This window comes from Pseudarthrobacter sp. S6, from assembly GCF_050156575.1.
Taxonomy (GTDB): domain Bacteria; phylum Actinomycetota; class Actinomycetes; order Actinomycetales; family Micrococcaceae; genus Arthrobacter.
The window spans coordinates 1,764,202-1,787,105 of the sequence record NZ_CP189581.1 but is presented as its reverse complement, the minus strand read 5'-3'; the positions used below and the strand labels follow the sequence as shown (position 1 = coordinate 1,787,105).

Below are 22,904 nucleotides of genomic sequence, written 5' to 3'. Positions count from 1 at the left end.
AGGGTTGCTGGTGGGATCAGGCGTGAGGATCAGCTGGAGTAGGCGCTGTTCTCGTGGACGTAGTCGTGGGTAAGGTCGTTAGTCCAGATGGTAGCTTCGGCGGCACCGGACTGCAGGTCGATTTCCACCAGAACTTCGCGGGGTTCCAGGTCCACCAGGTTGCGGTCGTCGCCGATGCTTCCGTTGCGGCAGATCTGGATGCCGTTGATGGCGACATTGAGCTGATCCGGTTCGAACACGGCATCCGTGGTGCCCACGGCGGACAGCACGCGGCCCCAGTTTGGGTCCTTGCCAAAGATGGCTGCTTTGAACAGGTTGGACCGGGCCACCGAGCGGCTGACGGTTTCGGCGTCCCGCTCGCTGGCCGCGTTGAACGTGCGGATGGCGATGTCATGGCTTGCGCCTTCGGCATCCCCGATCAGCTTGCGCGCCAGTTCGGCGCACACCTGGGTCAGCCCGGCTCCAAAGGCTTCGGCGGACGGGACGGCACCGGAGGCGCCGGAAGCCAGCAGTACCACAGTGTCGTTGGTGGACATGCAGCCGTCCGAATCAGCCCGGTCGAAGGTGACGCGCGTGGCATCGCGGAGGACGACGTCGAGCATTTCCGCTTCGACATCGGCGTCAGTGGTGAGGACCACCAGCATGGTGGCCAGGCCTGGTGCCAGCATGCCGGCGCCCTTGGCGATGCCGCCGATGGTGAACTCCTGGCCGTCGGCGTCCGTGCCGATGAAGAGCGCGGACTTGGACACCGAGTCTGTGGTCATGATGGCGGTGGCCGCAGCCGGACCGCCGTCCGGGCTCAACGCGGCCGAGGCAGCTTCGACGCCCGGGAGGATCTTGTCCATGGGCAGCTGTTCGCCGATTAGACCTGTGGAACAGACAAAAACGTCCGTCGCCGAGATGCCCAGGACAGCGGCCACTTTTTCGGCCGTGCTGTGGGTGTTTTGGAACCCCTGGGGGCCGGTACAGGCGTTGGCACCGCCGGAGTTGAGGACCACTGCATCCACACGGCCGTCCGAGACCACCTGGCGGGACCAGTGGACGGGAGCCGCGGCCACCCGGTTGCTGGTAAAAACGGCGGCGGCGGCCTTGGTCGGGCCATCGTTGACCACCAGGGCGAAGTCCGGCTTTCCGGAGGTCTTCAGGCCGGCGGTGACGCCTGCGGCACGGAATCCCAGGGGGGCGGTAACGGTCACGGTGCAACTCCCTGCAGGTTGAGGCCGGCGGTTTCCGCCAGGCCAAGCGCGATATTCATGGACTGCACGGCGCCGCCGGCAGTCCCCTTGGTGAGGTTATCAATGACGCACGTCACAATCACGCGGCCGGTGTGTTCGTCCAATGCCAGTTGCATGGCGGCGTGGTTGGAGCCCTGGACCGATTTGGTGGCGGGCCATTGCCCGTCAGGCAGGAGGTGGACAAACGGTTCGTCGTCGTAGGCATCCGCCCACGCCTGGCGGAGGTCCGCCGCAGTGGTGCCGGGCTTGACCTTCGCGGTGGCTGTGGTGAGGATGCCGCGGCTCATAGGCGCGAGCGTCGGAGTGAAGGACACCGTAACTCTCTCACCGGCAGCGTTAGAGAGCCCCTGCTCAATCTCGGGCGTGTGGCGGTGGCCGCCGCCCACGCCGTAGGGGCTCATGGAGCCCATCACCTCAGAGCCGATGAGGTTCACCTTCGCGGCTTTGCCCGCACCCGAGGTGCCGGAGGCGGAAACGATCACGACGTCGTCGGGCTGGAGCAGCTTGGCGGCGAACCCGGGCGTCAGCGCCAGGAGGGCCGAGGTCGGGTAGCAGCCCGGGACGGCGATCCGGGTGGCGCCCTTGAGGGCCTCGCGCTGGCCGGGGAGCTCCGGCAGGCCGTAGGGCCACGTCCCGGCGTGGGCCGAGCCGTAGAACTTTTCCCACGCGGCCGGATCGTCGAGGCGGTGATCTGCGCCGGCGTCGATCACTACGGTGCCTTCCGGAAGCTGGGCCGCGATCTCGGCCGAAGCGCCATGCGGGAGCGCCAGGAACACCACATCGTGGCCGGAAAGATTCTCCACCGTGGTGACTTCCAGGATGCGGCTGGCCAGTCCGTGCAGATGCGGCTGCAGTTCACCGAGACGGGAGCCTGCATTGCTGTGCGCGGTGATGGCACCGATGGTCACGTCCGGATGCCCCGCCAGGAGGCGCAGGACTTCTCCCCCGGCATAGCCGCTGGCTCCGGAGACGGCAACAGAAATAGTCATGCCCTGAATCTTACAGCAAAAATATTCAGTGTGCCCGATATTTATGCATAGGATGTTCCGTCGAGTCCGAGTCCCGCTGGACAGGCAGGCGTAGGCTGGGATGAGGGTGATCCTGACCGTGCAGTCCGAATGTCGGCTGCAGCGTTGCCCCAAACAGTTACGAGGCCCGGCTCCATGACCACCACCTTCCCCACGTCAGAGCGCCCTAAATCGCGTGTCCGGCAGCCCAACGCCGTTGTCCTGAGCTATTCGGAGCTGTTGAAAAGCGTTAAGGCCGAAGGCTTGCTGGAACGGCGCGTCGGTTTCTACGTCACACTCTTTGCCAGCTTGGTCCTCCTGATGGCCGCTACTTGGTTGGGCTTCGCCCTGATCGGCGACAGCTGGTTCCAGCTCCTCATTGCCGCGGCAGTCGGAGTTCTTTGCACTCAGCTCAGTTTCCTGGCCCACGAGGCCGGGCACCGCCAGATCTTCGCGTCGCGCCGGGCCAACGACTGGACCGCCCGGATCCTGGCCACCTCGGTGGCAGGGATGAGCTACTCCTGGTGGGAGCAGAAGCACGGCGCCCACCACAACCACCCCAACGTCATTTCCAAGGATCCGGACATTGCCACCGGGGCCATCGCCTTCCACACCGAAGGTGCCGTCACGCGGCAGGGCCGGTTTTCATTCCTGACCCGCAAGCAGGGTTGGTTCTTCTTCCCGTTGCTGTTCCTTGTTGGACTGGGTCTGCAGATCGATTCCGTGAAGTTCGTGTTCCGCCGGGCCAAGGTGACGCACCGCTGGGTAGAGCTTCCCATTTTGCTGGTCCGGCTCAGTCTCCTCCCCGCGCTCGCCTTTACGTTCCTTCCGCTGGGAATGGCGTTCGCCTTCATTGGTGTGCAGCTTGCCGTCTTCGGTTTCTATATGGGTGCTTCCTTCGCACCGAACCACAAGGGCATGCCGGTCCTGCCCGCGGACAGCCGCGTGGACTTCTTCAGCCGCCAGGTCCTGACCTCACGGAACATCTCCGGCGGCCGGTTTATGGACATCCTGCTCGGTGGCCTGAACCGCCAGGCCGAGCACCACCTCTTCCCGGACATGGCGCGCCCCCAGCTGGACAAGGCTGCCAAGATCGTCCGCGAGTACTGCAAGAAGCACCAGGTGCCCTACACGGAGACCACGCTGCTGCAGTCCTACGGCATCATCGTCCGTTACCTCAACGACGTGGGCCTTGCCGCAGGACGCCACTTCGAGTGCCCCATGGCAACGGTGACCCGGCGGTTCTAGCATGCACACCCCGAGTCACGCGGCTCCCCCGCATGGCCCTTCCCTCCTTATGTCCCGAAGCGACGGCCGGCTACCGGCCGTCGCTTCGTCGTCGGTAGCGGTATCCCTAGGATGGTCAGAGACACCGGCTGCGGGAAATCCCCGCCCGGAGAGGAGACCCTTTATGCATGCCATCGTTGTCCGCCAGCCCGGAGGCCCGGAAGTCCTCGAGCTCGCCGAGGTGGACCGCCCGACGCCCGGCCCCGGCCAGTTACTCATCAAAGTCGCGGCCACGGGCGTCAATTTCATTGAGACGTACCAGCGCGGCGGCATGTACCAGGTCCCGTTCCCCTTTACGCCTGGCTCGGAAGCCGCTGGGACTGTAGAGGAGCTCGGCGAGGGCGTCGAAAACTTCGCAGTCGGCACCAGGGTGGCCACGGCCGAGGGAACTAAATGCTACGCCGGCTACGCGGTGCTCGATGCGGCCAAGGCAATTCCGGTGCCGGATGGCGTCGACGACCTGACGGCGGCTGCCTTGCCGCTCCAAGGCATGACCGCGCACTACCTCATCAATTCCTCCTTCAAGGTCGAACCGGGGCACACCGTACTGACGCACGCCGGTGCCGGCGGCGTCGGCCTGCTGCTGATCCAACTGCTGAAGGAAAGGGGCGCCCGAGTCATCACCACGGCTTCCTCGGAGGCCAAGGGAGAACTTGCCCGCGACGCCGGGGCCGACCATGTGCTGCGGTATGAGGGCTTCCCCCACCATGTCCGCGAACTCACCAACGGGAAGGGCGTGGACGTGGTGTACGACGGCGTCGGCCGCAACACCTTTGACGGGTCCCTCTCCTGCCTTCGCACGCGAGGCACGCTGGTCCTGTTCGGGGCAGCCTCCGGGGCCGTTCCTCCGGTGGATCCGCAGCGTCTCAATGCGGGCGGGTCGCTGACGTTGACCCGCCCGTCCCTGGCCCACTTCCTGCTCAATGAGCAGGAGCGCCGCTGGCGGTCGGCGGAGATCTTCGCCGCCGCAGAAAACGGGCGCCTGTTGGTCCGGATCGGTGCCACGTACCCCCTTGCCGAGGCGCGACGTGCCCACGAGGACCTCGAGGGCAGGCGCACCACGGGCAAGGTCCTGCTGGTTCCCTGATGGCGCCTGCTTACGGATGAACGGAATATGAACCTTCAACCAGTCAAGGACACCTTCCGTTCGCTTTCCTCAGGCAGGATCCGTCCGTGAGTGAGCATCAGTCAAACGTCGTGGCATCCTGGCCGGAAGATCTTTACCGCCCCCAGCTGGCCGGTTTGCCCTTGGCCCCGCCCGAGCGGACGCTCATGGCCATCCTGGCGGAATCGGCCATCCGCTTCCCGGAGGCATCGGCGCTCGACGACGGCCGACGCTCCCTGAGCTACGCGGACCTGATGGCCGCGGTCCGGGCCAAAGGGCGGGAGCTCCGGGCCGCCGGACTGGGCGCCGGCGACAGGATCGGCGTGCGGATTCCGTCCGGGACCAATGAGCTCTACATCTCGATTCTCGCGATCCTGCACATCGGCGCCGCCTACGTGCCCGTGGACGCCGACGACCCCGAGGAACGTGCACGGCTCGTCTTCAACGAGGCACGCGTGGCCACAGTCCTCACAGGTGGGGCCGCGGTCATTGTCACGGCCTCCCGGCCCAAGGAAGACGGCCGAGGCGCTGAGCACCATTTTGCCGAGAGCCGTGAAGCCGAAAGCCGTGCTGCAGAGCCCGGCGATGACGCCTGGGTGATCTTTACCTCCGGGTCCACCGGCACGCCCAAGGGAGTCGCCGTCCGACACCGCTCCGCCGCCGCCTTTGTTGACGCCGAAGCCAGGATCTTCCTGCAAGAGGAACCACTCGGCCCGCAGGACCGGGTGTTGGCAGGGCTTTCCGTCGCCTTTGATGCCTCGTGCGAGGAAATGTGGCTTGCCTGGCGTCATGGCGCCTGCCTGGTGCCCGCGCCGCGTGCCCTGGTCAGGACGGGAACGGACCTTGGCCCCTGGCTCATCAGCCACGGCATCACCGCAGTGTCCACTGTTCCTACCCTTGCGGCACTCTGGCCCGCAGAGTCCCTGGAGAGTGTCCGGCTCCTGATTTTTGGCGGCGAAGCCTGCCCGCCCGAGCTCGCCGAACGGCTTGCCATCCCGGGCCGGGAAGTATGGAACACCTACGGCCCCACGGAGTCCACGGTCGTGGCCTGCGCTGCTCCCCTGGGTGGTCCCGGTCCGGTCCGGATCGGGCTGCCGCTGGACGGCTGGGACTTGGCCGTGGTGGACCCCGACGGACTGCCCGTCAGCGAAGGGGACATCGGCGAGCTGATCATCGGCGGCGTCGGGCTGGCCCGTTACCTTGACCCGGACAAGGACCGGGAGAAGTACGCACCCATGCCGTCCTTCGGCTGGGACCGCGCCTACCGTTCCGGCGATCTGGTCCGCTACGAAGCCGCCGGCCTGATCTTTATGGGCCGTGCGGACGAACAGGTCAAGCTCGGTGGACGGCGGATCGAACTGGGCGAAATTGACGCTGCCCTGCAGGCCCTCCCCCACGTCGCCGGAGCGGCGGCGGCCGTCCAGACAACCGCGGCCGGCAACCAGATCCTGGTGGGATACCTGGCCGCCGCTGATGCGGACCTGGATCTGGTGGCAGCCCGTGAGCTCCTGGCGGCGAGCCTCCCCGCCCCCCTCATTCCGCTGCTGACCGTCGTCGAGTCCATGCCGACGAAAACCAGCGGCAAAGTGGACCGTCATGCCCTGCCCTGGCCGTTGACCGGGAGCGGCGCGGCGGAGGCGGACGCTGCTCCGTTGAACTTGCCGGAAGATGCCGCCTGGATCGCCGAACAGTGGAGGGCCGTCCTTGGCAGCCCCGTGTCAAGCCTCGACGCCGACTTCTTCGCCTACGGCGGCGGCTCCCTGTCCGCTGCCCGGCTGGTCTCCGCTCTGAGGGGCCGGTACCCGACCATCACGGTCGCCGACATTTACGCCACGCCCAGGATCGGGGCCCTGATTGATGCGGCCCGCCAGACACTTCCCGACGGCGTGCCCGCCGGGCCGGCGCCGTCCAGGACTGTGCGCCCCACCGCGTTCAAATCCCAGGTCTTCCAGACGCTGATGGGCATTCCCCTGCACATCCTGGTGGGGATGCGCTGGCTGACCTACCTCATGGCGGCTAATAACGTGCTGGCTGCCTTGGCGGGCTTCAGTGCCGCCCCCACAGTTTCCTGGTGGTGGGTGGCCGCGTCCTGGCTGGTCTTCGTCTCTCCGGCCGGCCGGATGCTGATTTCCGTGGCCGCGGCCCGGATCCTGCTGCGGAAGGTGAAGCCGGGAACGTACCCGCGCTCAGGGCGTGTGCACCTGCGCCTGTGGCTGGCAGAACAAATCCAGGACCTCGCCGGTGCTATCAGCCTCGCCAGCGCACCATGGGTGCCCTACTACGCCCGGGCGCTGGGCGCCAGGATCGGCAACAACGTCCAGCTGCACTCACTTCCCCCGGTTACCGGACTGCTTTCCCTCGGCAGTGGCTCCAACATTGAGCCTGAAGTGGACCTTTCCGGTTGGTGGATCGACGGGGACATCGTCCACATCGGAGCCGTCCACATCGGGGCAGGAGCCAGCGTCGGGGCGCGCAGCACGCTGATGCCCGGCGCTTCCATCGGCGCCGGAGCCCAGGTGGAACCAGGCTCGGCGGTCCTCGGCAAGGTCAAGGCCGGCCACCACGTTGCCGGGTCCCCGGCCGAACGCCGGGGCAAGGCCAAGCACTCGCTGCCGGACACTCCCGCAGAACATCGGCTGATTGGCCGGCTCTGGTTCGCCGGATTTGCCGCGGCTTCGGCCGTGCTGGCCCTGATTCCCTACGTCTCCGCCGCCGCCGCAGGGCTGGTAATCTTTGGCTTCATCCGGGGCAGCGCTTCGCTCTCCGCCGCCATGCCGCAGATCCTGCTCGCCCTCGCACCCGCGGCCCTCGTGTGGTTCGTGGTCAACCTGCTGCTCATTCTGGTCACGACCCGGCTGCTCGGCATCGGCCTGGCCGAGGGCTACTATCGCGTCCGCAGCCGGATCGGCTGGCAGGTCTGGGCCACGGAACGCGTGCTGGACCTGGCCCGCGACCTGCTATTCCCCATCTATGCCAGTCTCTTCACTCCGGTCTGGCTGCGCCTCCTCGGTGCCAAGATCGGCAAGAACGTCGAAGCCTCCACCGTCCTGCTCATCCCCAAGATGACCACCGTGGGCGAGGGCGCATTCCTGGCCGACGACACCATGGTGGCCTCCTACGAGCTCGACGGCGGGTGGCTGCGGATCGCGCCCGCGAAGATCGGCAAGCGCTCCTTCCTGGGCAACTCCGGCATGACCGCTGCCGGCCGGAACGTCCCCAAGAACTCACTCGTCGCCGTCCTGTCGGCCACACCGGCCAAGGCCAAAGCAGGGACGTCCTGGCTGGGCAGCCCACCCGTGCGGCTCCGGCGCACCGCCATCGCCTCGGACGACACCCGCACCTATCAGCCGCCGCTGCGGCTCAAGTTTGCCCGCTGCCTCTGGGAACTGGGCCGCTTCATCCCCGTGGTGGTAACGGTGGCGATCGCCGCCGGCGTGATGCTTGCCTTTGACTGGCTGGCTGCCGCCTACAACTACGGGATTGCCGCAGCCCTGGGCGGCGTCGTGATGCTGCTGGCGGGCGCGGTGGCCGCGGGCAGCGCCGTCGTCGCCAAATGGGTCCTCGTGGGCCGGATCCGGGCGGGCGAGCACCCGCTCTGGAGCTCCTTCATTTGGCGCAACGAGGTGGTCGATACGTTTATCGAAATGGTCAGCGCCCCCTGGTTCGCGCGGGCAGCCACCGGGACCCCGGCCCTGGTCTGTTGGCTCCGGGCGCTCGGCGCCCGGATCGGCCGCGGCACGTGGTGCGAAAGCTACTGGCTTCCCGAAGCGGACCTGGTCACCCTCGGGCGGAACTCCACCGTCAACCGTGGGTGTGTGGTCCAGACCCACCTGTTCCATGACCGGGTCATGAGCCTGGACACTGTTACCCTCGAAGACGGAGCAACTATGGGCCCACACGGCGTCATCCTGCCGCAAGCGAGCATCGGCAGCGGCGGCACGGTAGGACCGGCCTCGCTGGTGATGCGGGGCGAATCGGTTCCGGCCGCGACCTACTGGATGGGCAACCCGGTGAGCCCCTGGAACGGTCCCGCGGCGTCCGCTTCCAAACCGCGGTAGCCCTTCACAAGCTGTCCTGCCGCCTACGCTAATCGGAAAGACCGTCTTATGAGTTCCCCCGTACCGAGCCCGACGGCCGCGAGTACCGGCCCTGCCCACACCTCGGAGCAGGATGCTTCAGCACCTGATCCTTACATGCCGGGCCATGGCACGAACGCGTACAGGGTCAGCCGCTACGAACTGGACCTTGACTACAAGCTGAGCAGCAACCGGCTGAGTGGGCGTGCCCTCCTGAACGCCGTTACCCAGTACGCGACGGCGGCCCTGGTGCTGGACCTGACCGGGCTCCGGGCCACGAAGATCCAGCTCAGCGGGCGCCGGATTAAGAAGTTCAGCCAGCGCGCAGGACAGTTGGTCATTGTGCCCGAGGCTGCACTGCCGGCGGGCAAGGAATTTACCCTGGACATCCGGTACGACGGCAACCCTGTTCCCCGGCGCGGGTTCTGGGGCGAGGTGGGCTGGGAGGAACTCACCGACGGCGTCCTCGTGGCTGGCCAACCGAACGGCGCCGCGTCCTGGTTCCCGTGCAACGACCACCCCGGCGACAAGGCCAGCTACAAAATCAGTGTGACCACCGACGCCAATTACAGGGCCGTGTGCAACGGCACGCTGATCTCCCACACCAGCAGGTCCAGCCGCGAGACCTGGGTCTACGAGCAGGCCGAGCCCATGGCCACCTACCTTGCCACGGTCCAGATTGGCCGGTATGAGTTCCTCGCCCTGACTCCCTTCAACGTGGACGGCCAGGTTCCGCAGTTCGCCGCCGTCCCGGCGCTGTTGGTCGACGCGGCCCGTGAGGGCCTGGCGAGGCAGCCGGAAATGATGCGCACCTTTGCCAGCTGCTTCGGGCCCTACCCGTTTCCGGAATATTCCGTGGTGGTGACCGAAGACGAGCTGGAAATACCGCTTGAGGCTCAGACGCTGTCCATTCTGGGCCGGAACCACCTGTCGCAGGAGTGGGAGTCCCAGCGGCTCATCGCCCACGAGCTCGCGCACCAGTGGTTCGGGAACTCTCTCACGGCCTCATCCTGGGCGGACATCTGGCTCCACGAAGGCTTCGCCTGCTACGCGGAGTGGATCTGGTCCGAGGAAGCGGGCGTCCTGCCCATTGCGGACCGGGCCGCCGCAGCCTGGCGGAAGCTGGCCGCCGGCAGCCAGGACATCATCGTGGGCGACCCCGGGCCGGAGCTGATGTTTGATGACCGCGTCTACAAGCGCGGTGCCCTGGCCCTGCATGCCCTGCGGATCCGCTGCGGCGACCTGGCATTTTTTGCCCTCTTGCATGACTGGACGGATACCCACCGTCACGGTTCAGTGTCCACGGCGGCCTTTATCCTCGCCGCGGACCGGGCCACCGGCCTGGACACTGAGGCTCTCCTGCACCCGTGGCTGCTCGAAGCTGCCCTTCCGCCCCTGCCAGTGCGCTAACTGACGGTACGCGAAACCGCGACGGCGGCGCGAAAGTTGAGCGGGAGGCCCGCCTCTCCGGCGGCCAGGTCCCTGATTTCCGGGCGGGACAAAACATCAAGCGTTTCCGGGGCGGTAGTGAGGCCGTCGCCCGTCATCTTGAGCCAGGCTTCCTTGCGCGCCCAGAGCCGTGCCCGCTCCTGCAGCAGCAGAGGCCCGGCCACCCCGGTGAGGGCCGCGCGCTCCGCGGTGGTGAGGGCCACGCCGTCGAACCCCTCAAAGGCCATGCCGGACGGGTCCGCCAGGTCCAGGCCCATCGTGACTCCGGCCGGTGGATCCACCACGGCGCCCAACAGGATCCAGCCGGAACTCCGGGACAGGCTCAGCGCGAGCGGCACAGGCACTCCCCTGAGCGTATATCCCGGCCTGCCGTGCGATAGCTCGGGGCCGGCTCCGCACCGGGGGCAGCTGAAGTGCGTGGTGAGGTCCGACGCCGGGACGTCCAGCAGTTCTGCCGCGAACGTTCGCAGGGCACACCGGCCCGCCACAAAAACGGCCCGGGGGCCAGGCGCCAGGGCGCCGGCGCGGGCCTGCTCGGCAGGCCCCAGCGCTATTGACTGGTGGCCCGCCGACGGGAGCTGCCCTCCCGGCAATCCGGGAGGGCAGGAACGCAAAACCGGCACTATCGTGCCCGGCTCCGCCATCTCTCGTGCCGGCCCCGCCCTCACCGGCCCCGCCATCCGGATCCGCGCTTAGCGCTGGACGGCGCCGAAGCGCTCTGCAGCCAGGGCAACAGCGCTTTCGCGCGCAGCCGAGGCCTCATCGGCCGTCAGTGTCCGGTCCGTGGCCCGGAAACGCAGGCCGAAGGCGAGCGATTTTTTGCCCTCTTCAATGCCCTTGCCGGCGTAGACGTCGAACAGCGCCACGTCCTCCAGCAGGTCGCCGGCGCCTTCGCGGAGGGCCTCGAGGACCTGGTCCGCCGGAACGTCCTGCGGCACCACCAGGGCAACGTCCTGGGTGGCTACCGGGAACGTGGAGATGTGGCGGGCCACAATCACATCCGCGGCTGCCTCGAACAACGCATCGGCGTTGAATTCCAGCGCCACCGAACGGGCGGGCATGTCCTGCGCAGCCAGAAGCTTCGGGTGCAGCTCGCCGGCGTACCCCACCACCTCGCCGGTCCGCAGCGAGAGCTGCGCGGCCCGGCCCGGGTGGAACGCCTGGTGCGCACCCTGGCTGACCACGATCTCCACACCCAGGACGTCCCCGGCAAGCCGGACAATATCCAGCGCGTCGGACCAGTCCCACAAGCGCGGGGTGTGGTTCGCTGCAGCAGGTGAATCGTGGCCCGTAAGGACAGCGGCGACGTACAGCGGCTGGTCCGGAACGCCGTCGTACAGTGCATCCAGCACCTCGTCGGAGGGCTTGACGCCCAGCGGCGGGATGGACGGTGTACCCACGGTCCCGCTCGGCAGGAACACCAGGCCCGACTCGAAGAGCGCCAGGTCGCGGAAGCCGCGGGAGTGGTTCCGCTTGGCCACCTCGATGAGCCCGGGGAGGATGGACGTGCGCAGGAAGCCGTGTTCCTCGCTGATGGGATTCGCCAGCTTGACCGCGCTCCGGGCAGCACCCTGCTCGGCGACACCGAACGTGTCGTTGGCGGCCTTGGAGACAAACGGGTAGGCCAGGACTTCGGTCAGCCCGGCGTCAGCCAGCGCCTGGATGAGCCGACGGCGCTGCTGCTGGACACGGGTCAGGCCACGTCCCGGAGGGGCCACCGGAAGGGTGGCGGGGATGTTCTCGTAGCCCACCAGACGCGCGACTTCCTCGGAGAGGTCTTCCTTGGTGTCCAGGTCGTTGCGCCAGCTCGGGGCGGTCACGGTCCAGCCGCCGTCGTTCTTTTCCACGGCAGCGCCGAGGTCCACCAGAGCGGTGGTGATCTGTTCTTCGGTGAAATCAATGCCGATCCGATGGGCGGCGAAGGCTGCCGGCAGCGCGATGGTCACGGCGTCCGGCGCGGTCCCGACGTCGGTCCCCGCCTGGTCAGCAATCCCATCGGCGAGTTCCACCAGGAGGTCAACAACACGCTGGGCCGCGATGTCCGCCACGTGCCAGTCGACGCCGCGCTCGAAGCGCTTGGACGCCTCGGACGGCAGCTTGTGCCGGCGGCGGGATCGGCCAATGGACACCTCGTCGAAGTGTGCCGCCTCCACCAGGACGTTCGACGTCGAATCGCTCACCTCCGTGGCGGCACCGCCCATCACGCCGGCAATGCCGATCGCGCCGGAACCGTCGGTGATGAGGAGGTCTTCGACGTCGAGCGCGCGCTCCTTGGCGTCCAGGGTGGTGATTTTCTCCCCCGCAACGGCGCGCCGGACCACGATGTCGCCGGACAGTTTGTCCAGGTCATAGCAGTGCGTGGGCTGGCCAAGCTCAAGCATGACGTAGTTGGAGATGTCCACCGGCAGGGAGATGGAGCGGATCCCGGCGAGCCGCAGCCGCGAGGTCATCCACGCGGGCGTCGGCCTAGTGGCGTCGACGCCACGGACCGTGCGGGCCACAAAACGGTCGCAGCCGGGCTTGCCGTAGATGGGCGCGTCGTCGTTAAGCTTGACACCGTAGCCGCCGGAAAGCTCTGCCGGAGCCAGGACCTCTGACGCCGGGTCCGTGAAGGAGGTTCCGGTGGCGTGCGCGTATTCGCGGGCCACACCACGGATGGAGAACGCATAGCCGCGGTCCGGGGTGACATTGATCTCGGCGGCTTCGTCGTAGAGGCCCAGGAGGTCCATGGCGTCCGTGCCGATTTCGGGATCCAGCCCGATCCGGGACAGGACCAGGATGCCGTCGTGGTCTTCACCGATGCCCAGTTCGCGGACGGAGGCGATCATGCCGGCGGAGAGGTGGCCGTAGGTCTTGCGCGCGGAGATGCGGAAGTCGCCGGGCAGGACGGCACCGGGAAGGGTGACCACCACTTTGTCGCCCTCAACGAAGTTGTGGGCGCCGCAGATGATCCCCTGCACGCCGGACGGGTCGATGCCGTCGCCGGTGAGGGCCTGTTCCTGGCCTTCGGGGACAACCCGGACCTGGCACCAGTTGATGGTTTTGCCGTTGGTCTGGGGTTCCTTGACGATGCTCAGGACCTGGCCCACCACAACCGGACCCTGCAGGGCGTCCGTGGGGCGGTGGACGGCCTCTTCTTCAAAGCCGACCTTGACCAGTTCGGCCATCACGTCTTCGGCCGTTGCTCCGGCCGGTACTGCTGCGAATTCACGCAGCCAGGAAAGTGGGATACGCACTGTTAGATCTCCATCCCGAAGTGCTCGCTGAAACGTACGTCGCCTTCGATCATGTCGCGCATGTCGCCGACTTCATTGCGGAACATGAGCGCGCGCTCGATGCCCATGCCAAATGCGAAACCGGAGTATATGTCCGGGTCGATGCCTGCGGCCCGGAGGACATTGGGGTTGACCATGCCGCAGCCGCCCCATTCGATCCAGCGCGGGCCGCCCTTGGCGCCCGGGTGCCAGATGTCCAGTTCCGCGGAGGGCTCCGTGAAGGGGAAGTAATTCGGGCGCAGCCGGACGGAGGCCTCGTCACCGAACATCTGCCGGGTGAAGTGCTCCAGCGTGCCCAGGAGGTCGGCCATGCTCAGGTTCTTGTCGATGGCCAGGCCCTCGAACTGATGGAACACCGGAGTGTGGGTGGCATCGAGCTCGTCGGTGCGGAACACCTTGCCGGGGCACAGCACGTAGATCGGCACTTCGCGTTCCAGCATGGAACGGACCTGCACCGGGGATGTGTGCGTCCGCATCACCAGGTGGGCTTCGGGCGGCTCCACGAAGAACGTGTCCTGCATTTCGCGGGCGGGGTGGTCCGGCTTGAAGTTCAGGGCGTCGAAGTTGAACCACTCGGATTCCACCTCGGGGCCTTCGGCGATTTCCCAGCCCATACCAACAAAGATGTCCGCTACACGGTCCTGCAGCGTGGAGAGCGGGTGCCGGGCTCCGGCCCGACGACGGCGGGGTGCGGCTGTGACGTCCACTGTCTCTTCCAGCAGGATCCGGGCGTCGTTCTCGGCTTCCAGCTCGGCGGTGCGGTCCGCGAGCGCCTTGTTGACCCGGCCCCGGGAGGAACCCATAAGCTTGCCGGCTACGGCTTTCTGGTCTTTCGGCAGTCCGCCGATCTCCCGGTTGGCCAGGCTGAGCGGTGACTTCTCACCGGTGTGCGCCAGCCTCACCGCCTTGAGCTCGTCAAGGGAGCCAGCGCCGGCAATGGCGGCGATGGCCTGGTCTACAGCGGCAGTGATGGCGGCTTCATCCCTAGGGTTCGGGATGGCGGCGCCCGGCAAAGTTTCAGTCATCTACTGTTCTTAGCTACGAGTCGGGGCTGCCGGTGAGGGGTGCAGCCGCGCGCGGTTTCCCGGCAGCGCATCCGTCACTGGCAGGTCATTCCGTGAATCCATGCGTGACGAATGCACTCGATGACCAGGTCAGGGCACACCGGTCAAAACCGGCGGCCACTATCCTCCAGTCTAAGTGAAGGCTCCGGCTACCATGGCCTCATGACACAAGGGCAGGGCCGGGCAGCAGCGCAGCTGTTGACGGCAGGGCAGTTGGGGGCCGGACCGTTGAGGGCTGGGCCGCACGCGGCGGGGCACGTTGCGGCAGGGCACGTGACGGCAGGGCAGCGGGTACGGCAGCTTGCCAACCTGGCCAACGGCACCACCCTGCTGGGCCTGGCCGTTGCCGCAGCGGCGGGAACCGCCGTTAGCCAAGGCCCTCGAGGGCTGCTCATCGCGTCCGGTTACCGGTGGCGCCTTCCCTATGCCGGGGCCTTTACCCTTGGCAACGTGGTTATCTGCAGGATCCGGGCTGAAGGTCTGACCTCCAATCCGACTCTCCTGGGTCATGAGGAAAAGCACTGCAGCCAGTACGCCTGCTGCCTGGGACTGCCCTTTCTTCCGCTGTATTTCCTGGCTGCAGGCTGGTCGCTGCTCCGGACGGGCGATCCGGCGTCGGAGAATTTCTTCGAACGGCAGGCCGGCCTGGCGGCCGGCGGCTACGTTGACAGCAGGACAACAAGGCCGGCGCCCCTTGGGGCCGGCGGAATCGAGGTCTGACAATGACGGTTGAACCCAACACGAGGGCCAATTCCCGGACCATCACCGTGACCGGAACGGGGACAGCGGAGGCGCGACCGGACCTGCTGACCATTTCCGTGGGCGTCGAATGCCGGCGGGACAGCGTGGGCACCGCCTATGCGGACGCGGGAACCGCGTCTGCGGCTGTATCCGGTGCGCTCCGCCGGCACGGCGTGGCTGATGCGGACATCCGGACGTCCGGGCTGAACGTCCGGCCGGAGTTCGTCTGGCGCGACGGCGGCGGCCAGCAGGTGACCGGCTATGTGGCCTCCAGCGGGCTTACCGTACGCCTGCGCCAAGTAGCTGCGGCCTCCGGCGTTATTGCCGCCGTCGTGCATGCCGGCGGCGATGACGTGCGCCTGAACGGATTGGAGCTGGGCTTCGCCGATGAGTCAGCCGTCGCCTCCCTTGCCCGGGAAGCTGCCTGGCGGGATGCCGCGGCCAGAGCCGAACAGTTTGCAGCCCTAGCGTCCGCGCGGCTTGGCGCGGTGACCTCAATTGCCGAGCACCCCGATGCACCCGGACCGGTTCCGGTGGCCCGGATCCAACGCGCCGCCGCCAGCGAAGCCATCAGCGTGGAAGCTGGCCACGCGAGCATTAGCGCCAGCGTCACCGTGGTGTGGGAACTGCAGGCCTGACGGCTCCCACAGCCGGTGCCCGGCGCGCGGACTTCCCAAGTGTCCGGTCCTTGACTTAAGTTCGAACATATCTTCGAATAGAGGGCATGAGATGGGATGCACAAGCACTGATGCCCCGGCCCGCCGATGACCTCGGAAGTGGCCCGTCACCTGCCCTGCTCCCCCTTGCCGGGTTGGTCCGTTCTGTCACCACCCCCGAGTTCGCCGGCATCACCTTTCATGAGGTCACCGCCAAATCGGTGCTCAACAAGGTGGTGGCCGGGTCGCGGATGCCGTTTGAGTGGACCGTCAACCCGTACCGCGGCTGCAGCCACGCCTGTGTTTATTGTTTTGCGCGCAAGAGCCACACGTACCTGGACTTTGACGCCGGGCTGGATTTTGACAGCCAGGTGGTGGTGAAGGTAAATGCCGCCGAGGTCCTCCGGAAGGAGCTGGCCAAGCCATCCTGGAACCGCCACCAGGTGGCCCTTGGCACCAACACGGATCCCTACCAGCGGGCCGAGGGCCGCTACCAGCTGATGCCGGGAATCATCACCGCTTTGGCTGACTCAGGCACGCCGTTGTCCATCCTCACGAAGGGGACGTTGCTCGCCCGTGACATTCCGCTGCTGAAGCGGGCTGCCGCCCAGGTGCCGGTGGGTGTGGGCATTTCCCTGGCCATGACGGATGAGGCACTCTCCGAAGCCGTGGAACCAGGCACACCAGGGCCGCGGGCGCGGCTCAAGCTGGTCTCCCGCTTGCGCGATGCCGGGCTCCCCTGCGGTGTTATGGCGATGCCCATCCTGCCGTGGCTCTCCGACAGCGACGAAGCGCTTGATGCCCTGTTCGGCTCCCTGGCCGCCGCAGGAGCGACGGGCGTCACCGCCGGCGCTCTTTACCTGAAGCCTGGTACCCGGGAATGGTTTATGCAGTGGATTGCCGGGAACCACCCGGAACTGGCCGGCCGCTACCGGAGGCTCTACGGCACAGGCTCCTATGCTTCCAAGGAATACCGCACGTGGCTCGCCGCAAAAGTCCACTACTTCAAGCAGCGGCACGGATTCACCAGCGGCCACGGTTTCAGCCACCGTGACCTCGAGGACGATCCTCGCGGCGAGGAAGCCCAGTATCCCGCCGGGAGTATCCCGTCCATCCCCGCCGGCACACAGGAACGGCCAACTGGGGAATCCCAGCCGGCCGCCGCCGGGCCGCGTCAGCAGCCCACCCTGTTCTAGGGGCAGTTTCCTAGCCGGCCGGGATGACCAGGCTCCTGTACTTCTCCTGCAGGAAGTCCTTCATGTCCTGGGAGGTCGGGATTTTGCAGGGCTGCTGGAGCCGGGGTGCTCAATGTGGTGTCCGGACGTCCTGGAATTCAGCGCCTGGCGGTTGAACCCACCGGCGTGCCCAAAGATTCAAGAAGTGCCCGGACAATCGGGAAGTCGGCCGGGATCCACGGAAGACTGAGAGCTTCATCACGGTTCGTGGTGCTGATCCATGTCAGCAGGTCGTGGTCTTCGAGGGGCTGGGGATCACCGCTGGAAATCTCCGCCAACCACACCCGCATGCTGGCCCGCTCATTCAGCCGCCAGCCAGCCGCCGTCCCGGCGCGGAGTTCCGGCCCCAAGCGGACGTCTACGCCCAGCTCCTCCCTGAGTTCCCGGTGCAACGCGGCCACATATTCCTCCCCGGCGTCGACCTTGCCGCCGGGGAACTCCCAGAGCCCGGCGAGCTGCTCGGGAGCAGTCCGCCGGGCCACCAGCATGCGCGTGGGCTCCGCCAACGAGTCCACTATTGCTCCACCAACTACCTGTATCAGTCCACTCACTGCCCCAGTCTATGAGGGAGAATGGTTTACGGGCCCTCCCCCAACATCCCCTTTGAAAAGCAGGCACATGAGCAGCGTCGTCCGAACCTCTACCGCGTCCAAGGCGAAGACTCCGCATGTCGGCGCAGCGATTTTTGCGCTGGCCATGGGAGGCGTCGGAATAGGCGTCACGGAGTTCACCATGATGGGCCTGCTCAAAGAGGTGGAACAAGGACTCAGTATCAGCACCCCGGAAGCGGGGCACCTCATCTCCGCTTATGCCCTCGGAGTGGTAGTGGGCGCGCCCTTGCTGGCCGCAGTCGGAGCCAAACTGCCGCGCAAACACCTCGCGCTCGGCCTTATGCTGTTCTTCACCCTCGCCAACCTGACGTCCTATCTTGCTCCCGATTACGGCAGCATGTTGGTGTCCCGGTTTGCGGCCGGACTTCCGCACGGCGCATTCTTCGGTGTCGCAGCCGTGATCGCTGCCTCCCTGGTATCCCCCACCCGCCGCGGTTGGGCCATCTCCATGGTGATGGCAGGCTTGTCCGTTTCAAACGTTATCGGCGTACCGGCGGCCACCTGGGTGGGCCAGACCTTCGGTTGGCGGTTGCTGTTCCTTCTGGTAGGAGGAATTGGCTTGCTGACGCTGGTGCTGCTGTGGCGCTATGTTCCGTACCAGGCACCCCATCCTGACGCGAGCATCCGCCGCGAACTGGGTGCGCTCAAGCGGCTTCAGGTGTGGCTGGCCATTCTGATCGGCATCGTGGGATTTGGCGGCTTCTTCGCGACCTACACCTACATTGCCCACACCATGACCCTGGTGGCCGGGATTCCGGCGTCGTTGCTGCCCATTGTGGTCGCACTGTACGGACTGGGCATGGTGGCGGGAACTGTCATCGGCGGCAGGCTTGCGGACAAGTCGGTGATGGGCACGCTGTACTGGGTCCTGCCCGGCATCGCCGTCGCCCTGGTGGTTTACGCGGTCGCTGTGCACTGGCCCTGGTCAGCCCTCGTGATGGTCTTTGTGGTGGGGGCGTCCGGCTCCATGCTGATCCCTGCCCTGCAGACCCGCCTGTTGGATGCCTCGCCGGACGCACCTTCCCTCGCTTCCTCGCTCAACCATGCAGCGCTCAACGTTGCCAATGCCTTGGGCGCTTTCCTGGGCGGCGTAGTGATCGCCTGGGGCTGGGGCTTCGTGGCGCCCGCGCTCGTGGGGGCCGTGTTGGCCGTCCTTGGCTTTGGCATCGCTGTGACCAGCGGGCTCCTGGAACGCAAGAAGCCGCTGGCCGCCTGATCCGGAGGAACGGGCGGGCAGCGGCTTCACCGCAGCATGCTGTGCGCTAACGTCAGGCCGGCGGGTCCTGGGCCCCGGCTTCGGCTTCGGCTTCGGCTGAAGCGTGGCCCGCGCCTGAAACGTGCCCTGCACCGGATATCTCGTCCGTGCGGCCGGCTTCCCGGTGCAGATCCGGTTCGAGGTAGATCACCCGAGCAATCGGAACGGCCGTACGGATTCGGGACTCGGCATCATCAATCGCAGCGGCGATGTCCCGGCCGGATTCGGCGGCGCCTACGGAGATCTTGGCGGCCACCAGCAGCTCCTCCGGTCCGAGGTGAAGGGTCTTAAGGTGGATGATGCGGTTGTGCCCCTCCGCCTCGATGGCCTCGCTGATGCGGGCCACATCATCCCGGGTGGCGGACTCGCCCAGCAGCAAGGACTTGGTTTCGATAGCCAGGACAACCGCGATGGCCACGAGCAGCAGGCCGATGATGCCGGTGCCCGCGGCGTCCCAGATCCCGTTGCCGGTGACGATGGTCATGCTCACACCGACGAGGGCGAACAGCAGGCCCAGAAGCGCCCCGAGGTCTTCCAGCAGGATGACCGGCAGTTCCGGCTGCTTGGCTGTTCGCACAAAACTCACCCAGCCCTGCTTCCCACGGATGTGGTTGGACTCGATGATAGCCGTCCGGAACGAGAACGATTCGGCAACGATGGCGCCGATCAGCACCGCCAACGGAACCCACCAGAAGTCCCCCTCAATGGCGTTTGGGTGCTGCAGCTTCTCCCACGCTTCGAAAAGTGCAAAAAGCCCGCCCACGCTGAAAAGCACGATCGAGACGATGAAAGCGTAAATGTAGCGTTCACGGCCATAGCCGAACGGATGCTCAGGGCTGGCTGCCTTTCTGGCGCGCTTACCGCCGATCAGGAGCAACAGTTGGTTGCCCGAGTCGGCCATGGAGTGGATGGCTTCGGCGAGCATTGACGAGGATGCCGTCAGAAAAAAGGCCACGAATTTCAGGACGGCGATGGTCAGGTTTGCGGCAAGGGCCGCGACGATCGCCTTGGTACCGCCATTTGCAGCCACGGAGGCTTCTCCTCTTCACGAGTTTCAGAACCAAGCAGGGAAATTCGCGGCGCCGCAGTCGGCTCCGCCCCCCGAACACCGTACCTTTTTGGGTGCAGAAGACGCACCTCTGACATGCACTAAGCCTGCTGACATTAGAGGAGCCGTATGTTAGCTTGAACACTAATCGGGACGTCTAATCCCGACGAATATGAAGGAGGAGACATGGGTTTTCTTGCTTGGATTATTCTCGGCCTCATCGTAGGGGCCATCGTCAAGGCCGTCATGCCGGGTAAAGTCGGCGGCGGCTGGGTGACGAGTCTCGTGCTTGGCGTGGTCGGCGCGATTGTAGGCGGCTGGATTGGCAGCCTCCTGTTCGGCAAGGGTGACCTTGCCTTCTTTGATCTGGGTACTTGGATCCTGGCTATCGTCGGCGGCCTCGTGGTCGCCGGTGTCTACGGCGCCATCACAGGACGCAGCAAGAGCACACGGGCGCCCTGATTACCCCTACCTCATCTGATTCACACAGCAAGGGCCCCGGAGAACTTCCGGGGCCCTTCCTTGTTAAGTCATATGTCCAATTAGGTTAAATATCCCGGCTGGTCTGACTTCCCGTGAGCCACCCCGAACTTCAGTCATGCCTTCTGAGACCGGGCACTCGCATAGAGGCACACCGTTGCCGCCGTGCCGAGGTTCAGGCTTTCCGCTCCGCCGTAAACGGGCACGGCCACGCGGTGATCGGCCAGCGTCAGTTCTTCTTCGGCGAGGCCCTGGGCCTCGTTTCCGAACAGCCACGCTGTGGGATTCTCCAGGGCGAACAACGATTCGACGCCGGGGCCTGCGATTCGGCGGGCGGCGTTTTCGTCCTGGAGCGTATCAAGGTTCACGTCACCGTTGCCGTCGGCAGCCAGGATGCCAATCCCCCGCGCACGGCAGGCGGCTGCCACTTCCGCGATATCGGCGCCCAGGACCACTGGCAAATGGAACAGGGAACCTGCGGTGGAACGGACCGCCTTGGGGTTATAGATGTCAACGCTGGACGAGGTCAGGATGACGGCGTCCGCCCCGGCCGCATCAGCTGCCCGGAGCACGGTGCCCGCGTTGCCGGGGTCCCGGACCTGACACAGCACTGCAAGCAGCCGCGGGCCGGCGTCGAGGACCTGCTCAAGGCTCACGTCCAGGAAACCGCAGACCGCGAGAATGCCCTGCGGGGTAACGGTGTCCGCCATCGCGGCCAGCACTTCGTCGGTAGTGAGGTATGCGTCGATGCCCTCCGCGAGTGTCTCCAGGTCCGGGTGCCTGTCGAGGCATGCCTCGCTAGCGTAGACCTCATAGACGACGCCGGGCTCCCCCGCGGCAACTCGTTTCTGGTGCAGCGTCAGGGCCTCTCGGACAGCCTGCGGACCCTCTGCCATGAACTCGCTGCGTTTTAAACGCGCCGGGCGCCCGGCAAGTTGTGCCACCTTCCTCACCCGATCAGCTCGGGGATTGGAGAGTGGAAAGTCTTGCGGGCGCCCGGTTTCGTTCATGTAAGAACCTTAGTGGCTTCAGCCACCAGTCCTCGAACTGGCGTGGGTGCTACTTGGCAGCCACGTCAGCGGCAGGCTTTGCAGCCTTGGCCTTCGGTGCCTTGGCAGCCTTGGGGGCTGCGGCTTCGACGGCCGGAGCGGACGTATCGGCAGGCAGGGAATCCTTGGCGATCTTCACCAGCGCAGCGAATGCGTTAGCATCCGAAACGGCCAGCTCAGCAAGCATACGGCGGTCAACCTCGACCTCAGCGGCCTTCAGGCCCTGGATCAGACGGTTGTAAGTCAGGCCGTTGGCTCGGGATGCAGCATTGATGCGCTGGATCCACAGGCGGCGGAAGTCGCCCTTCTTCTTCTTGCGGTCGCCATAGCTGTACACAAACGAGTGCAGCAGCTGCTCTTTGGCCTTGCGGTACAGGCGTGAACGCTGTCCACGGTAGCCCTTCGCGCGTTCAAGGATAACCCGGCGCTTCTTGTGGGCGTTGACCGCCCTCTTCACACGTGCCACGTGCGTACTCCTTCGAAAATTCTGATCCCAAGCATCTACTGCCGGAACAACCGGCTGGCCTGAGAAGCCTTTTTGGTAGTTGACTGCTGCCAGGTGGCATCAGTCAGAGAACTTGGAACTTAGATGCCGAGCATCTTCCGGATGACCTTTGCGTCACCCTTGAAGACAATCTTGTCGCCGGCGAGGCGACGAGTCAGCCTGGAGGACTTGTGCTCAAGGTAGTGGCGGCGGTTGGCCTGCTGGCGGCGCAGCTTGCCGCTGCCGGTCAGCTTGAAGCGCTTCTTAGCACCACTGTGGGTCTTCATCTTCGGCATGGGGACCGATCTCCTTACGTGTCCACAGACATTGTCTGCAGTTCTTTCGAGCAGCCGCCCCTGCAGGCGGCATGCTGGTTGCGTACTGCAGGAGGATAACCTCCCGCAGCTGTGAACTAGGTAGTCTTCTTGCCAGCCGGCTTCGGAGCTGCCTTGGGGGCAGGCCTTGCCGCAGGCTTCGGCGCTGCCGGGCGTGCGATCGGTTTCGGCATCGGCACCGGGGGCCTCGGAGCTGCCGGAGCCGCTTCGGCGGGCTTGACGGCGGCTGGAGCCTTGACCGGAGCCGGAGCGGCCTTGGGAGCTTCACGCTTGGGAGCAGCGGCCTTCGGGGCTGCCTGCTTGGGCGCCTCCTGGACGGCTGCTTCCTTGACGGGCGCTGCCTTCGGGGCAGCTTCCTTGACGGGAACTTCCTCTGCCGGAGCTTCCTTGACTGGGGCTTCCTTGACTGGGGCTTCGGATTCCGGAGCTGCTTCAACAGGCGCAACAGGCGTTTCAGCTTCGGCGGGGGCTTCAGTTTCCGGCACCGTGGTGATGGCAAAACCTTCCGGAAG

19 protein-coding genes and 1 pseudogene are annotated in these 22,904 nt (G+C 66.0%); 10 read left to right on the top strand and 10 right to left on the bottom strand.

What is annotated here, in order from left to right; translation table 11 throughout:
- Positions 1-29: 29 nt before the first annotated feature.
- Together argJ and argC are read right to left on the bottom strand one after the other, a co-directional pair.
- Positions 30-1,196 (bottom strand): bifunctional glutamate N-acetyltransferase/amino-acid acetyltransferase ArgJ, encoded by a 1,167-nt coding sequence (gene argJ, locus ACQCS0_RS08690; RefSeq protein ID WP_354156110.1) that lies wholly within the window; start codon positions 1,194-1,196, stop codon positions 30-32.
- Entirely contained in the window at positions 1,193-2,224 is a 1,032-nt protein-coding gene (argC, locus tag ACQCS0_RS08685; protein ID WP_354156111.1) for an N-acetyl-gamma-glutamyl-phosphate reductase, read from the bottom strand. The genes argJ and argC overlap by 4 nt, the downstream gene beginning before the upstream one ends.
- 174 nt (positions 2,225-2,398) lie before the next feature.
- Here argC and ACQCS0_RS08680 point away from each other — a divergent pair, with 174 nt between their 5' ends.
- The 4 genes from ACQCS0_RS08680 to ACQCS0_RS08665 all read left to right on the top strand — a co-directional run bounded on the left by ACQCS0_RS08680 (position 2,399) and on the right by ACQCS0_RS08665 (position 10,120).
- A complete protein-coding gene (locus tag ACQCS0_RS08680; protein WP_354156112.1) occupies positions 2,399-3,490 on the top strand; it encodes an acyl-CoA desaturase in 1,092 nt (363 codons plus the stop codon).
- A 163-nt stretch (positions 3,491-3,653) separates the two neighbouring features.
- Entirely contained in the window at positions 3,654-4,616 is a 963-nt protein-coding gene (locus ACQCS0_RS08675) for a quinone oxidoreductase (RefSeq protein ID WP_354156113.1), read from the top strand.
- Positions 4,617-4,801: 185 nt separating this feature from the next.
- Positions 4,802-8,692, top strand: coding sequence for a Pls/PosA family non-ribosomal peptide synthetase (locus ACQCS0_RS08670; RefSeq protein ID WP_354156147.1), 3,891 nt, complete (start codon positions 4,802-4,804; stop codon positions 8,690-8,692).
- A 48-nt stretch (positions 8,693-8,740) separates the two neighbouring features.
- Complete coding sequence (locus ACQCS0_RS08665; RefSeq protein WP_354223580.1) at positions 8,741-10,120, top strand: M1 family metallopeptidase; 1,380 nt, start codon at positions 8,741-8,743, stop codon at positions 10,118-10,120.
- On the opposite strand, the gene ACQCS0_RS08660 is transcribed toward ACQCS0_RS08665, so the two are convergent.
- From ACQCS0_RS08660 to pheS, 3 genes are all read right to left on the bottom strand, one after another.
- Positions 10,117-10,782: a 4'-phosphopantetheinyl transferase superfamily protein gene (locus tag ACQCS0_RS08660; protein ID WP_354156115.1), complete on the bottom strand. Its 666-nt coding sequence runs from the start codon at positions 10,780-10,782 to the stop codon at positions 10,117-10,119. The genes ACQCS0_RS08665 and ACQCS0_RS08660 overlap by 4 nt on opposite strands.
- Before the next feature lie 69 nt (positions 10,783-10,851).
- Complete coding sequence (gene pheT / locus ACQCS0_RS08655; RefSeq protein ID WP_426940185.1) at positions 10,852-13,395, bottom strand: phenylalanine--tRNA ligase subunit beta; 2,544 nt, start codon at positions 13,393-13,395, stop codon at positions 10,852-10,854.
- 2 nt (positions 13,396-13,397) lie between these two features.
- Positions 13,398-14,459, bottom strand: a complete 1,062-nt coding sequence (gene pheS, locus ACQCS0_RS08650) for a phenylalanine--tRNA ligase subunit alpha (protein ID WP_426940184.1) — start codon at positions 14,457-14,459, stop codon at positions 13,398-13,400.
- Positions 14,460-14,771: 312 nt separating this feature from the next.
- Between pheS and ACQCS0_RS08645 the strand changes: the two genes are divergently transcribed.
- From ACQCS0_RS08645 to ACQCS0_RS08635, 3 genes are all read left to right on the top strand, one after another.
- On the top strand, positions 14,772-15,218 hold the full coding sequence (locus ACQCS0_RS08645) for a hypothetical protein (protein WP_354156148.1): 447 nt from the start codon (positions 14,772-14,774) through the stop codon (positions 15,216-15,218).
- A gap of 2 nt (positions 15,219-15,220) precedes the next feature.
- A complete protein-coding gene (locus tag ACQCS0_RS08640; RefSeq protein ID WP_354156118.1) occupies positions 15,221-15,877 on the top strand; it encodes an SIMPL domain-containing protein in 657 nt (218 codons plus the stop codon).
- A gap of 86 nt (positions 15,878-15,963) precedes the next feature.
- Positions 15,964-17,091 carry an Rv2578c family radical SAM protein gene (locus tag ACQCS0_RS08635; RefSeq protein WP_354156119.1) on the top strand — a complete coding sequence of 376 codons (1,128 nt, stop codon included), beginning with the start codon at positions 15,964-15,966 and terminating at the stop codon, positions 17,089-17,091.
- 137 nt (positions 17,092-17,228) lie between these two features.
- Here ACQCS0_RS08635 and ACQCS0_RS08630 read toward each other — a convergent pair whose 3' ends face one another.
- Positions 17,229-17,681 (bottom strand): (deoxy)nucleoside triphosphate pyrophosphohydrolase, encoded by a 453-nt coding sequence (locus tag ACQCS0_RS08630; protein WP_426940183.1) that lies wholly within the window; start codon positions 17,679-17,681, stop codon positions 17,229-17,231.
- Positions 17,682-17,748: 67 nt separating this feature from the next.
- On the opposite strand from ACQCS0_RS08630, the gene ACQCS0_RS08625 reads away from it, so the two are divergent.
- Positions 17,749-18,957 (top strand): MFS transporter, encoded by a 1,209-nt coding sequence (locus tag ACQCS0_RS08625; protein ID WP_354156121.1) that lies wholly within the window; start codon positions 17,749-17,751, stop codon positions 18,955-18,957.
- A gap of 52 nt (positions 18,958-19,009) precedes the next feature.
- Here the strand turns inward: ACQCS0_RS08625 and ACQCS0_RS08620 are convergent, their stop codons facing one another.
- On the bottom strand, positions 19,010-20,026 hold the full coding sequence (locus tag ACQCS0_RS08620; protein ID WP_354156122.1) for a cation diffusion facilitator family transporter: 1,017 nt from the start codon (positions 20,024-20,026) through the stop codon (positions 19,010-19,012).
- Between the two features lie 204 nt (positions 20,027-20,230).
- Here ACQCS0_RS08620 and ACQCS0_RS08615 point away from each other — a divergent pair, with 204 nt between their 5' ends.
- On the top strand, positions 20,231-20,506 hold the full coding sequence (locus tag ACQCS0_RS08615; RefSeq protein ID WP_056342958.1) for a GlsB/YeaQ/YmgE family stress response membrane protein: 276 nt from the start codon (positions 20,231-20,233) through the stop codon (positions 20,504-20,506).
- A 134-nt stretch (positions 20,507-20,640) separates the two neighbouring features.
- On the opposite strand, the gene ACQCS0_RS08610 is transcribed toward ACQCS0_RS08615, so the two are convergent.
- The 3 genes from ACQCS0_RS08610 to rpmI all read right to left on the bottom strand — a co-directional run bounded on the left by ACQCS0_RS08610 (position 20,641) and on the right by rpmI (position 22,353).
- The gene (locus tag ACQCS0_RS08610; RefSeq protein ID WP_354156123.1) at positions 20,641-21,534 is read right to left on the bottom strand and encodes an RNA methyltransferase; all 894 of its coding nucleotides are present in this window, start codon (positions 21,532-21,534) and stop codon (positions 20,641-20,643) included.
- Between the two features lie 49 nt (positions 21,535-21,583).
- Entirely contained in the window at positions 21,584-22,039 is a 456-nt protein-coding gene (gene rplT / locus ACQCS0_RS08605; protein WP_056342954.1) for a 50S ribosomal protein L20, read from the bottom strand.
- A gap of 119 nt (positions 22,040-22,158) precedes the next feature.
- Positions 22,159-22,353, bottom strand: coding sequence for a 50S ribosomal protein L35 (gene rpmI / locus ACQCS0_RS08600; RefSeq protein ID WP_009358635.1), 195 nt, complete (start codon positions 22,351-22,353; stop codon positions 22,159-22,161).
- 129 nt (positions 22,354-22,482) lie between these two features.
- Between rpmI and ACQCS0_RS08595 the strand changes: the two are divergent.
- Positions 22,483-22,764: pseudogene (locus tag ACQCS0_RS08595) on the top strand (hypothetical protein); the annotation flags it as partial.
- Positions 22,765-22,904 lie beyond the last annotated feature (140 nt).